This is a genomic window from Sphingomonas sp. (assembly GCF_050725575.1).
Lineage (GTDB): Bacteria > Pseudomonadota > Alphaproteobacteria > Sphingomonadales > Sphingomonadaceae > Sphingomonas.
Genome location: NZ_JBOHHW010000020.1, coordinates 1 through 13510 on the forward strand (window position 1 = coordinate 1; position 13510 = coordinate 13510).

The 13510-nt window shown below is 62.8% G+C and carries 9 protein-coding genes; 4 read left to right on the forward strand and 5 right to left on the reverse strand.

Annotated elements, in window-relative coordinates; translation table 11 throughout:
* Positions 1-118 precede the first annotated feature (118 nt).
* The 5 genes from ACRECS_RS14415 to ACRECS_RS14435 form a co-directional block, all read right to left on the reverse strand.
* The gene (locus tag ACRECS_RS14415; protein WP_431583643.1) at positions 119-835 is read right to left on the reverse strand and encodes an alpha/beta hydrolase-fold protein; all 717 of its coding nucleotides are present in this window, start codon (positions 833-835) and stop codon (positions 119-121) included.
* Positions 832-1434, reverse strand: coding sequence for a hypothetical protein (locus ACRECS_RS14420; RefSeq protein WP_431583644.1), 603 nt, complete (start codon positions 1432-1434; stop codon positions 832-834). Before ACRECS_RS14420 ends, ACRECS_RS14415 begins: the two co-directional genes overlap by 4 nt.
* A gap of 66 nt (positions 1435-1500) precedes the next feature.
* Positions 1501-2787, reverse strand: a complete 1287-nt coding sequence (locus ACRECS_RS14425) for a hypothetical protein (protein WP_431583645.1) — start codon at positions 2785-2787, stop codon at positions 1501-1503.
* Position 2788: 1 nt separating this feature from the next.
* Positions 2789-3640 carry a sulfurtransferase gene (locus ACRECS_RS14430; RefSeq protein ID WP_431583646.1) on the reverse strand — a complete coding sequence of 284 codons (852 nt, stop codon included), beginning with the start codon at positions 3638-3640 and terminating at the stop codon, positions 2789-2791.
* A gap of 373 nt (positions 3641-4013) precedes the next feature.
* Positions 4014-4928, reverse strand: a complete 915-nt coding sequence (locus tag ACRECS_RS14435; RefSeq protein WP_431583700.1) for an ROK family protein — start codon at positions 4926-4928, stop codon at positions 4014-4016.
* 434 nt (positions 4929-5362) lie between these two features.
* On the opposite strand from ACRECS_RS14435, the gene ACRECS_RS14440 reads away from it, so the two are divergent.
* From ACRECS_RS14440 to ACRECS_RS14455, 4 genes are all read left to right on the forward strand, one after another.
* On the forward strand, positions 5363-6613 hold the full coding sequence (locus ACRECS_RS14440) for an ROK family transcriptional regulator (protein WP_431583647.1): 1251 nt from the start codon (positions 5363-5365) through the stop codon (positions 6611-6613).
* Positions 6614-6628: 15 nt separating this feature from the next.
* Entirely contained in the window at positions 6629-8578 is a 1950-nt protein-coding gene (locus ACRECS_RS14445) for a glycoside hydrolase family 2 protein (protein WP_431583648.1), read from the forward strand.
* A gap of 683 nt (positions 8579-9261) precedes the next feature.
* Positions 9262-12300 (forward strand): TonB-dependent receptor, encoded by a 3039-nt coding sequence (locus tag ACRECS_RS14450; RefSeq protein WP_431583649.1) that lies wholly within the window; start codon positions 9262-9264, stop codon positions 12298-12300.
* A 96-nt stretch (positions 12301-12396) separates the two neighbouring features.
* Positions 12397-13461, forward strand: a complete 1065-nt coding sequence (locus tag ACRECS_RS14455) for a glycoside hydrolase family 43 protein (RefSeq protein ID WP_431583650.1) — start codon at positions 12397-12399, stop codon at positions 13459-13461.
* Positions 13462-13510: the final 49 nt, after the last annotated feature.

A 13510-nucleotide genomic window follows, 5' to 3' on the forward strand; every position in this document is an offset into this window, starting at 1 on the left:
GCGCTTGGCAAGATCGATCGCGAGAATGTGAACGTCAGTCATGTGCTCCTCCTTCTCCAGCGCACTGTCGCGCCGGTCAGGCATCATACGATGCCGGGCGAAGGGGGCATCCACCCCATCAGTTCAGATAGCCGTCCTCGCCGACCGGGCCATAAGTCGATTGCCAGATCGCGAGCTGGTAATAGCCACGCCCCTTCGACCCCAGCATCGCCTCGAGCTTCGACAGGTCGCGGACCGACAGCCCCGGCTGCCCTTCGCGCGTCCGGCGGAAGGGCCGGTCGGCGACTTGCCAGTCGTTGAACCGGAATTCGAACATGTTAGCGTCCTTGTAGACGTCGGTCAGCTGGTAGCGCGAAAAGTCGATCGGATCGGGATTGAAGGTCCAGGCGCCGCCGAACATGTCGGGATAATGAAGCAGCAGCGCCAGCGATTCCCAGCCGCCGGTCGATGCTCCTTCAGTGATGCGGCCATAAGGTTGGTCGATCAGCCGGAACTTCTTTTCCAGATACGGCATCAACTCCTTGGTGATGGCATCGCCCCATGGCCCGTTATTGGCCGAATTGAGGACATAGGATTCGAAAAAATACGGGCTGAACTGCTCGAAGGTGATCGCGACGAAGCGCGGCAGGTCGCCCTGCCATTCTTGCGCGAATTGATAGCCGGTCTTGAGCCCGCCATCGGCCGCCTGCGCGCGGGCGCGCGGCGTATCGGTGGCAGGATCGGTGTCGAAGCCGAACGGCACATCACCATGGCTGAGCGCGTAGACGGTGGGATAGCGGGCATTGGGGTGTTCATCGAACCCCTTGGGCAGCAAAACCGTCGCGCCGATCGTCATCGGGATGCCCCAGAAATCGGACAGGATCTTGCTCCTGATCCGGACGTGCTTGAGCCACGGTGTATCGACGAACGGTTCGGGCGGGAAATCGTCTCGGTCAGTGACAGCGCGATCGGTGCCGGCGATGTCGGCGTGACCTTTACCTTGATCGGTTTGCTGTAGAGATTCCCGCCGCTCAAAAATGCGGGTGCCCGTTCCGGGTTCGGCGCCGGCACCCAGATGCTATGGCCGTCTGACCGCTTCGCCAGGACATAGCGGATCAGCACGGCCTGGATAGAATAGTCGCCCGGCGGCAGGCGCTTCAGGTCGATCGGATAGCCGATCGACTCCTGCCCAACACTGATACTGTTGCCAGGCTTGAGCGCGTCGACATCGACCCCGAACGACGGCGGTCCGTTCATCCCGATCACCAACCGCGGTTCGGCCGTATCGGAACTGGCGGCGACGACGATCAACCGGCCGGTGACCGGACCGGTCTTTGCATCGCCAGGCAATGTCACGGAAAAGCTGACCTGCGCGAACGCCGGCATCGCCAGCATCAGTGCGGCGAAGGCGAGGAAGGCGCGCATCCCCAGCCTGATCCTATTCCGTCCGCGCATCCGCCCGCTCCCCAATAAAACCCGGTTCCCGCAAGCCATGATGGTCGGCGCGATGTTTTCCGCCAGTCAGTCCGGTCGCCATAATGGATCGGCGAGTTTCGCACGGAACGCCGTGGCCGCTATCGGCCCGGCGACCTCGGCCAGCCGGACCAGAAACGCCTCGGTCGTGATCGGCGGATCAGGTCGGATGAGAATCCGGTCGAGCGCAGGTCGGCCGATTCTCGCTTCCAGCGCGAACAGCAGCAAAGGCCCCTTCTGGTACAGCGCCGCGCCGCCCGGCCGTGTATCGCCAAGCAGTGGCCCAGCTTTCGCGGCTGCCTCCGTCTTGCGCTTCAGCATCGTGTCGCGCTCAGCAACACCCAGCACTGCCTCAACGTAACGCAGGCCGAAATACTCTGCGACCGACTCCGACATCCAGTAATTGGCGAACCCCACATCGGGCGTCGCACCCCAGGCATGGCGGAATTCATGCGCGACGAAGCGCGCGGGGCTGGCGGCGTCGAACGGCGGCGTCGGCGCGCCGGCGTCACGGAAGGTCGGCATCACCACCAGCCCACGCCGCGCATAACCGGCACCGCTGCCGCGCGGCACGATGATCATCCGCACCGGCCCGACCTGCGGGGCGCCGAACAGGTTGCGATAGAAGGCGGCGGCCCCGAACGCGTTGTTGCGCAGCGTCGCGACCAGCGGATCGTCCGGGGTCGCGGTATAGAAATCGACATCCGCCGCCGTGCTGCGCTTGAGTCCCGCCGCGCCGACGAGCACGAGATCATTGTCCGTCGTTTCACGGCGAATGCGCAACCGGTCGCCGCTGCGCGCCAGCTCGCCTTGCGACAACACCACAAGGCTACTCGGCAGTCCTGAGATATCGGCATCGATCGTGAACGCCATGCCCAGATCCTGACGCACCGGCAGCCACATCGTGTCGATACCGAGTTCGATCCGGTTAGCCGACAATGACGCCCGCTTCTCTCCGGCTTCATCAATCGGCCCGTGATAGGCGATCGTCACCCGGCAGTCCGTTGGCACGGTCTCACCCGATCGGATCGCAATGCGCTGAAGATGCGGGAGAGGTGCGGGGGTCGGCGCGATTTCGATGTGCGCGCCACAATCGGTCGACGCCCTAGTCAGCGTGAAGCGTTCACCGAGCACGAACGCGGTTTGCCCGCCTGCAGCCGGCAAGGTGATGATCGCGCTCGCCGTGATCGTGCCGCGCTTCACATCAAACCGTGCGGTGTATCGATAATGGGCTGGCGATGGCGACGCGGCTTCGGCGTGCGCCGGCGCTGCGAACAGAAACGACAGCGTCAGCAGAAACAACGCGTATCGTGCCGAGGGGCCGATGGGGGCCATGTCAGCCCCGTATCCGGGGACGATCCGGATCGGCAATCCACTCGCTCCACGACCCGGGATAGAGTCGCGCACCACGCAACCCCGCCGCTTCCATCGCCAGCGCATTATGGCAAGCGGTCACGCCCGATCCGCATTGCAGAATCACGTCGGCGGGGGCCGTGCCATTCAGGGTCGCGGCGAATTCATCGGCCAGGATGGAGGGTGATTTGAACCGGCCATCCGCGGCGAGATTATCGCCATAGAAACGATTGACCGCACTTGGAATTCGCCCGGGGATCGGGTCGAGCGGATCGGCCTCCCCGCGGAACCGCTTGGCGGTGCGCGCATCGAGAATAAGGGAATCCGATGCATCAATGCTTGCCAGAACATCGACGGCGTCCACGGTCATCAATTGGTTCGGCTCGGCTGTTTCGAAATCTCCGATCGGCGGTTCGGAGTATTCCCCTTGTTCGAATGGCTGGCCGGCCTCGGCCCATGCCTTGCGGCCGCCATCGAGCACCGCCACCGCTGGATGGCCAAGCCAACGCAACAACCACCAGGCGCGCGCCGCAAATGGCCCTCCGGACGCGTCATAAGCCACCACCTGATCGTCTCGATTCAGTCCGAAGCGTCGCAAGGTTGCCGCGAGCATTTGCGCATCGGGCAGCGGATGCCGGCCGTTACGACCATCGGACAAGCTCGACAGGTCGTGTTCGAGATTAAGATATTGGGCGCCTGGAATATGACCGGCGAGATACTCCTCCAATCCCGCGCCCGGGTCTGCCAGACTGAAGCTGCAATCGATGATCACCAAACCCAATTCGTCCGCCCGGCTGGCCAGATCTTCGACGCTGATCAGACAAGTGTATGACATCAGATTCCTTCCGTCCGACCCTGAAACGCCTCCGAGCTGCTGGCATGCTCTTCAGCCCGGGTACGCAGCGACTACGATGCGTTCGGCACGGCATTCCGCCACCGGCTATGCGGTCGCCTGAAATTCCTTTTCGCTTGATCGTAACTTTGGGCGGTAAAACTGTGCGTCGATCCACGTGACATGGCCCGCCGACGCGAATGCCGGAGCAGGAAGCGGTGAAGCTGACGCAGGCAAAACCGAGCCGCGGCGGCGAACTGACGACCAACATTAATACAAGGGTACTCCTTGGATTAGGAGCACCCTCATTGCGCGCTGTGGTCAGCGCTTCGTTACAAGATTTCGACAGTGACCGCTGGCGGCGCCATTTGCCGCATCATCCGGATCGTTGCAGCGAAGCTTCGTCGGCCAGTGCAATCGCGCCAAGCGGACCCGCCATGCCGCCCAGTTTCGGCGCGACGATATAGCGCCCGTCGCGTGGCAGCTCGATATAGCCCGACAGGCTGTGCACCAGCGCCGTTTCGATGCGTTCAAGCAGATGCGGCTGTCCCGAAATCATGCCGCCGCCGATCGCGATGCGTAGCGGTCCCGTCGTGCAGACCAATCCGTGGCACATCGCAGCGAGTGCCGCGACGATAGGGTCCCAGATTCGATCATCGGGAGTGAGAGTATCGAGCGCCCGGCCACCAAGACGTCCGACCAGCGCACTCCCCGACGCCAGTCCCTCGACGCAATCGTCATGATAACGACACGCGCTGGCGGCCGCATCGTCGGCGAGCCGCGGCACACGCATATGCCCGATTTCGCTATGCCCAATGCCGCGCGTCGGTCGGCCATGAACGATCAGGCCGACGCCGATCCCGGTTCCAACCGTGACATAAGCGAAGTCGGCCAGACCACCGCCACAACCCCACCGGATCTCGGCCAACGCAGCACCGTTGACGTCGGTGTCGAATCCAGCCGGGACGTCGAACGGATCCGTCAAGATCCGAAACACCGGCGTACCCGGCCAATCCGGCTTGTTCGTCGCCAGTATCTGGCCGAACCGAGTGCGGGCGCGGTCAAGTTCCAGCGGCCCGAACGAGGCGATGCCAAGAGCGCGAAAATCATGGCTGGCCTGCCATTCGTGCAGGATCGCGAGGATCGCAGGCAATGTCTCGTCCGGAACGGTCGTCGGGACGGTACGCTGTTCGATCACGGCATCGGGGCCGTGTCCAAGCACACACACGCATTTGGTGCCGCCGAGTTCGACACCGGCAAATGGGCGCCCCTGCGCGTTGGCGCGCGCCATGCCGGTCACCACGAGCCGGTCGCCGTTTCGGAAAGGGCGGCGAGCCCGCACCTCTTACTCAGCGCCTCGGCCGGGTCGCGCCTCAGATTCATCATCCTCTCCCTTTGCTTTTGTCCAGAGTCGTTAACCGCCCGGAACCGTCCAAGGCCTTGCGTGGCCAAGCAGAATATTTAATACATCAAATTGCATAATTCAAATTAACGAGAAGCGGAATGGAGGATGGCCGGTCAATATGTGGCGAGATCGAGTTCCGGTAGCACCGACGGTTGCCCGGTCCTCCAAACTCGCCATCATGTCGCCGATCGCCGGGATTTGTCCGTAGCGTCCGGGTCGCTAGAAGCGATGGCGGGAGGATTGTTTTCGATGAACAATGTCTTGGCTGGGTGTAGCGCCACGAATGATCCGCGCAGCAGACGACTTGATGGAGCGTGCGCATGACCGGTGATTCGTCACGTGAGCGCGTACGGCTGTCCGGCACCAATCTCGAGCGCGCGGCCGATCATAATCAACGTGTCACGCTCCATGCGATCCGGCTCGGTGGATCGCTGACCCGCGTCGAACTTGCCCGCATCACCGGGCTCACCGCGCCGGCGATCGCCAACATCACTAAGCGACTGTTGCAGGACGGCTTGATCGAAGAGGCCGGCCAGCGGCGCGGTGGGCGCGGGCAGCCGCCAACCAAGCTCGTCGTGCGGCGAGACGCCTGCTATTCGATCGGCGTCAACATCGATCGCGATCACATCACCATCGTGCTGGTCGATTTCTCCGGGCAGACGCTGGCACGCGTATCGGAAGAGATTGATTTCGCGTTGCCCGCACATGTCAGCGCACTTTACCGTCGTTCGATCCGCACCATGCTGCGCACCGCCAAGGTCGATCGCGTGAATATCGTCGGCCTGGGCGTCGCGGCGCCCGACGATCTCGGCCTCGTCGACCTGCCCGGGCGACCACCGGCCTATGCGAAATGGGATGGCATCGACATGGCCAAGCTGTTCGCGGACCCGTTCGACGTGCCCGTGTTCGTGGAGAATGATGCCGCCGCCGCCGCGATGGGCGAAATGCAGCTCGGCCAGGGACAGCGCTACAGCAATTTCTTCTACATCCTGATCTCGTCGGGATTGGGCGGCGGTTTCGTCGTCGATGGAAATTATGTCCGCGGGGCCGATGGGCGCAGCGGCGAACTCGGCTTCATGCTCGCGCCCAACAGTCATGGTGAACGCGAGCAGGTTCAGCGGCTGGTTTCCCTGTCTGGCCTGGCGAGTCGGCTGGCAGCCGACGGGTTCGCGCTCGCCGATGTGATGGGATCGTCCGATCACAGCGGCGCAGTGGGCAAAATCGTCGATCGCTGGGTGGAGGACGCTGCGCAATGCCTGTGCACGCCGCTCGACGCGATCAATTGCCTGATCAATCCGTCGGTGGTGCTGATCGGCGGCCGCTTGCCGATGTGGCTGGTCGAGCAGCTGGCCGAACGGGTCAACGCCGTGATCGGCGACGACTCTTCCAATGCGCCAGTGATCGCGCCGGTCGCGCGGGCGGCACTGTCGGAAGATGCGCCGGCGGTCGGGGCCGCCATTCTGCCGTTCAGCCACTTCCTGCTGCCCAAGGCCGGCGCGCTGTGGAAGCCGTCCGGCGGCGATGCCGCGATGCATCGCTCGCGTGGCGATTCCCGCACGATCGGCAGATAGATCGGAGATGAGTCAATGACGCCGAGGGTTCCGCTGCTTTGCCTGTTCGCTCTGTTCGCGCCGCCAGCGGCGGCGCAGGGGCCGGCAGCCACCCCCGGCGATCAGGTCTATACCAGCGATCTGGTGACGCGCTGGGGTCGGGAGGTGACGCCCGACACGGCATGGCGCAGCTATCCCAGGCCACAGCTCAAGCGCGCGCAGTGGCAAAACCTGAACGGCTTGTGGGACTATGCGATCACACCGTCATCGGCGGCGCAGCCAAGCCGGATGGACGGTCAGATCCTGGTCCCCTTCCCGGTCGAATCGCACCTGTCGCGTGTGGCGCGTCGCGTCGGACCCGACGATCGCATCTGGTACCGCCGCAGCTTCACGATCCCGGCCGACTGGCGCGGCCAGAACGTCATGCTCAATTTCGGCGCGGTCGATTTCGCGGCGACCGTGTGGGTGAATGGCGCGGTCGTCGGCGCACATCAGGGCGGTTCCGACGCATTCGGCTTCGACATCACGAACCAGCTCAAGCCCGGCGCCAACGAGCTGATCGTGCAGGTGGCCGATCCGACCTCGGCGGGCAGCCAGCCGCGCGGCAAACAATCGCTCGAGCCCAATGGCATCTGGTACACTGCGTCGAGCGGGATCTGGCAGACCGTCTGGCTGGAACCGGTGCCCAAGCTGCATATCGCCGATGTGCGCGCGACGCCCGATATCGATCGCGGCGTGGTCGACGTCGATGTCGCGCTGAATCGCTGGGCGAGCGATACCGATGCAGTGCGCATCACCGCGAGCAGCGCCGGAAAGCCGATCGCGAGCACGATCATCCGCGCCAATCGCCACGCAACGCTCGCCATCCCCAAGGCGCGGCTTTGGACACCCGACGACCCGTTTCTCTACGATCTCACCGCCGAACTGGTGACGGTGCGCGATCCCTATGCGGGTCAGCCGGAACGCGATCGCAAGGCTTATGACGCGCGCTTTACCCGGCGCGAGCAGGAAAGCTATGCCGCGGCACAGATTGCCGGCGCGCCGCGCGACCGGGTCGAGGCCTATTTCGGCATGCGCAAGATCTCGGTCGGCGCTGGGCCGGTGGCTGGCCAGCCGATGCTGTTGCTCAACAACAAGCCGCTCTTCCACAACGGCACGCTCGATCAGGGCTGGTGGCCCGACGGCCTACTGACGCCGCCCAGCGAAGAGGCGATGAAGAGCGACCTGATCTTCCTGAAGCGCGCCGGCTTCAACATGGTGCGCAAGCATATCAAGGTCGAACCCGCGCGCTATTATTACGACGCCGATCATCTCGGCATGCTGGTGTGGCAGGACATGCCATCGGGCGGCGGCGAGGATCAGTTCCTGGCCGGAACGAGCCAGCGCCAGGCGGTCATGTCGTCGGAAATGATGGCGCAGAATCAGGCGGAACTGACCCGCATGATCGGCCAGCTCCGCGCCTTTCCGTCGATCGTGCTGTGGGTGGTCAACAATGAGGGCTGGGGCCAATATGATTCGGTGACGCTCGCGCGCTACGTGAAGGGGATGGATCCGACCCGCCTGGTCAATGCTGACAGTGGCTGGCTCGACGTTGCCGGGCAGGTCTCCGACGTGTTCGACATCCATACCTATGAGGACGTGCCCAATGTGCCGACACGACAGAGCGCGCGCGCGATCGTGATCGGCGAATATGGCGGGATCGGGCTGCCGGTGGACGGCCATATCTGGCGTCCGGGCAAGCGCAACTGGGGCTATCAGACCGCAGCCGACCGCGCCGATTATCTCGCGCGCTTCCGCCGCAAGCTGACCGAAGTCATTCGCCAGGCACGCGACCATGGCCTGAGCGCGTCGGTCTATACGCAGACGACCGATGTCGAGGATGAGATCAACGGGCTGCTGACCTACGATCGCGCGACATCTAAAGCGCCACCCGAAGACCTCGCCAGGATTGCCGCGCCGCTGACAGCTTCACCATCCGAACGCTAAAACATCGGGCGCTATATCAGCTCCGGCCATGCGCGAGGCCATTGCGATGACGGTGATGCGGCGATCTGTTTTCTTTCGACAATAAGAAAGAGCGCGCCGGCATAAATCCGGCGAGGCATGAGATGCCCGATCCCGTGCGATGCTTGAATCACCCCCAACGACGAGGCCGAGGGGTGAGCAGCGAGAGATATGGGACACCGGTAGTCGCACATCTCAGGCTGCGACCTCCCGGCGAGTGTGTCCAATAATATCTTTATATATCTGATGGTTAATTGAACAGATCGCCAAGATCGGCCAGCACATGGCTCCAGACTCGCGGAGATTTGGAAGCATCGAGCGCAGCGGATGCTTCTTCTCAAACTCAGGCCGCTCCGACAGCAACGACTCGTCGCGAGACTCGCGCCCACTGCCGGCGGGCGTGAGCAGCAGTTGCGTCGTACCAATAGCGGATACCGCTCAACATTGACTGCCCCCAAGCTCATTTCCCCCCGTAAAACTGCCGTTTCCCTGCCTCTTTGCGGCGGGCTCAAACAGGCCTCGATCCATTTAATTGACAATTTGCTTTTTATATTCTGTAACTCCCTCTCGCGGTGCCGGCTGCGGGACCGATTGGCCCGGCCCGAGGCAGCGCGAACGACAATGCGGGAGCGTTACAGGCGCCCCGTCGACAGGAGGGATGTCGAATGACCACTCATAATTCGGACCGCCATGGCGCGACCGCACGTCGGCTGATGGTTCGCAAACTGATGGTGACCGCCGGTATGTGCGTCGGCTGTTCCGGGATTGCCCAGGCGCAGACCGCACCGGTCGTCCCGCCCGCCACCAGCGCCCCGGCCGAACCGCAGGCGACGCCCACCCCACGCCAGGCGCCATCCATCGCCACTGACCCGAACGCGCAACAGGATGGCGCGGACATCGTCGTCACCGGATATCGCAAGTCGATCGAGGCAAGCCTCAACAGCAAACGCGAGGCGAATGCCTTTATCGATGTGATCACGGCGGAGGACGTCGGCAAATTCCCCGACAAGAACGTCGCCGACTCGCTGCAGCGCGTACCGGGTGTGATCATCGAGCGTGACGGCGGCGAGGGATCACGCGTCAGCATCCGCGGCCTGAGTTCAGACCTGACACTGACCGAACTCAACGGCAACTTCATCGCCACGGCCGACAGCGACAGTCCGGACCGGTCGTTCAACTATCTGCTGCTGCCTTCGACCTTCATTGGAAAGGTCGAAGTGTTCAAGTCGTCGGAAGCCCGGCTGGATGAAGGCGGCGTCGGCGGCCTCATCATCAACCACACGCGCCGACCTTTCGACCTCAAGCCCTGGTCGGGCAACATCGCCGTCGAAGGCAGCTATGCCGATGTGACCAAGAAGGTCGAACCGAATGTTTCAGGCCAGCTGTCATGGCATAACGAGAATCAGACGCTCGGCCTTTTGCTCGGCGCAACCTATCAGGAGCGCACCAACCGTACGCTCAGCTCGAACGCCGATAGCTGGCAGTGGTGGACTGACAACAAGGCGACCCAGCCAGCGCGCGACGCCCACGGCAACACCTTCGCGAACGATTCCGCCATCCCCTATTGGAACGGCGGTTCGAACGCGGGCGTCACTACGCGCGACGGCAAGCACTATAGCGGCTATTGGATCCCGCAGTCGGTCAGCGAAACTATCCGGGACGAAAAGCGAAAGCGGCTCGGCATTCAGGCGACCATACAGGCGCGACCGTTCGATAATCTGACGATCACCGGCAATTATTTCCGGTTCCAGCTCGATGGCGATTACACGTCGAGCACGATCAAGATCCCGGAATGGGGCTATGGCAACTTCTTTACCGGTGTGACGCTGGATCCCAGCAAAACGATCTTCACCGGTGCGTCGTTTCAGGTTCCCCCCGAGGGAACGGGCTGTCGCGTTCCCGGCAATCTATGCACGATGGAGACGCCGGCACCGCAAGCTACCTACGTCCGTCAGAAAAGCGTATCCAACACGTTCGACGTCGCCGGCGAGTGGGAGGTCGGTCGCCTCAACGTCGATTTCAAACTCGGCAGGACAAAGGCGACCGGCGGTCCATCGTTCCAGTTCTTCGCACAGGCCAAGCCGCGCAACGGCACCGTCAACGGCAACATGTTGAGCGCGTGGAACTTCACGAACCAGTCGATCGCGATGCAGTTCTCGCCCGACGTGCTGCAGAAGATGCTCAGCGGCGTGGCGCAGATCGATCTTGGATCGACCGGTTCGGGCTTTACCAACAGCGAGATGTCGCAGCGCTACGCACAGGTCGACGTGACGCGCCATTTCGACTCGTTCATCGACTCCATCCAGGTGGGCGCTAAATGGCGAGACGCGCGCATCCACCGCGAGACAGGACGCTTTGAATGGTATTCGGACGCGGCGAACACGCTGCGCTTCCAGGATACGCCGGGCGGCGCACTGGCCCTGCCGAAGATCTTCTACCCCAATTCGCTGGGCAATATCGCTGGAGGCTTCGAGACGACCGCCTTCCCGGCGATCAACATCAAGGAATACATCAATTATCTGAACGACACCTACAACGGTCCAGTGCGGGTGCCCGAGCCGCAGAATCTCTACAACATCAAGGAGCGGATCTGGGCGGGGTATGTTCAGGCGAACTTCAAGACGGATAACGGCATCCGCGGCAATATCGGCGTGCGCGTCGTCAACACCAGGCAGAGCGGCGTCTCCACCGATTCGCTGATCTACGAGAATGAGTATTGCGTGAATGGTCCGGGCGGGGCGTTCGATCCGAACAAGCCCCGGGGCGAGGACGGCAACTGCCTGGTGATTCCGGAGAGTCAGCGCCGGCCGCGAGTGTTCAGCCCAAACAGCGAATCGAAGAGCTACACGGACGTGCTGCCGAGCTTCAACATCTCGTGGGAAGCGAAGCCTAACCTGCTGCTGCGCGGGGCGGTGTCGAAGGTTATTTCGCGGCCGGGCTATGACGATCTTGCCGGGTCGCGCGAGCTGACGTTCAATTCGGATGCGTTCGTCTTCGACCGTGCGGAATTCGGCGCGCGGGCCGGCTGGTTCGGCAAGGGCGGCAACTTCGACCTGAAGCCGTTCAATGCGTGGCAGTATGACCTCGGCGCCGAATGGTATTTCGCGCGCGGGTCGGTCGTCGGCTTCACCCTGTTCCGCAAGGACGTGAAGGACTTCATCGTGCCCGTGGTCGTCGACCTGCAACAGGATGTTGCCGGACAGTCGGTGACGGTCCAGCAATATGCGACGCAGGCCAATGGGTCGAGCGCGGTCTCGCAGGGCGTCGAGGTCTATGCCCAGCACACGCTGGACTTCGGTTTGGGCGCGCAGGTCAACTTCACCTACAACGACACATCGCTCGCGGACGTGACGCTGAACGGAACCAGTGTCGGCAAGTCGGCGCTGGTCGGCAGCGCGAAGACCCAGGTTAACGCGTCGCTGTTCTACGAACACGGCCCGGTGCTGTTGCGGGCGTCGTACAACCGCCGCGGCGAGGTCGTGCGCGGGCTATCATCGGGTCTCAACATCTACGATGATCCGTACCAGCAGATTGATCTCAACGCAGCCTTCGAGATCATCAAGAACGTGCAGATCACCGGCTCGGTGATCAATCTCACCAAGTCGGAACAGCGCCAGCATCTGGGCAACGATACGAAGGACCGCTTCGTTTCGAACGTCTATTCGGGCCGTCGCTTCTACCTCGGTGCGTCGTTCAAGTTTTGACGTTTTGCCGATGATATTTCGGGGCCGCTTTCGCGGCGGCCCCGCCCTGTCTAGTCTGCCTGGCTGCGGCCGATCGACGATGGAGATGCGAGCGCGATGAGGAATTGGGTGTCGCGACTGGCCGCGATTGCCGTGCTGGCTCTGCCGGCGGCGGTGTCTGCGTCGAGCACTATCGCGGCCGGCTGGTATGCCGATCCGGAAATTCGCATCTTCGCCGGACAATACTGGATCTATCCCACCGTTTCCGATGACGAGGGAGAGCCCGATTATGCGCCGCATTATTCGCCGGCGCAGGAGGAAGCGCGCAAGCGGCAGACGGTCCGCCAATCCTATGTGCGCCAGACCTTTCTCGACGCCTTCTCGTCGCGCGATCTCGTCACCTGGACCAAACACCGCCAGATCCTGACTGTGGAGATGGTGCCCTGGGCTGCCTATGCGATCTGGGCACCGTCGGTGATCGAGGCAAAGGGGCGCTATTACATGTTCTTCGGCGCCAATGACATTCAGCGCGACGATGAACTGGGCGGGATCGGCGTGGCGGTCAGCGACAGCCCCGGCGGTCCGTTCCGCGACGCGATCGGCAAGCCCCTGATCGGCGCTTTCCACAATGGCGCGCAACCGATCGACCCGTTCGTCTTCCGCGACGATGACGGGCAATATTATCTCTATTATGGCGGCTGGGGTCACTGCAACGTCGTGCGGCTCGCGCCCGACCTCAAGTCGGTGCTGCCCTTCCCTGACGGCGCCACCTATAAGGAAATCACGCCCGCCGGCTATGTCGAGGGATCATTCGTGACCAAACGCCAGGGCATCTATTATCTGATGTGGTCGGAGGGCGGCTGGACCGGCCCCGATTACCGCGTCGCCTATGCCACCGGACCGAGTGCCACCGGCCCGTTCAAGCCGATGGGCACGATCCTGGCGCAGGACATGAAGATCGCGCGCGGTGCGGGTCACCATTCGGTGATCAACGTGCCCGGAACCGATGACTGGTACATCGTCTATCACCGCCGCCCGCTCGGCGACGAGGTCGGTGAACACCGCGAACTTGCCATCGACCGCATGGATTTCAACCCGGACGGCACGATCCGGCCGGTGAAGATCACCAACACCGGCGTCACCCAACCCCGCCCCCTTCCCCGCCCCACGAGCAGAAAGTGAGCCGTACATGACCAGTATGTTGAGGCGGATGACAGCGACCATCGTCGCG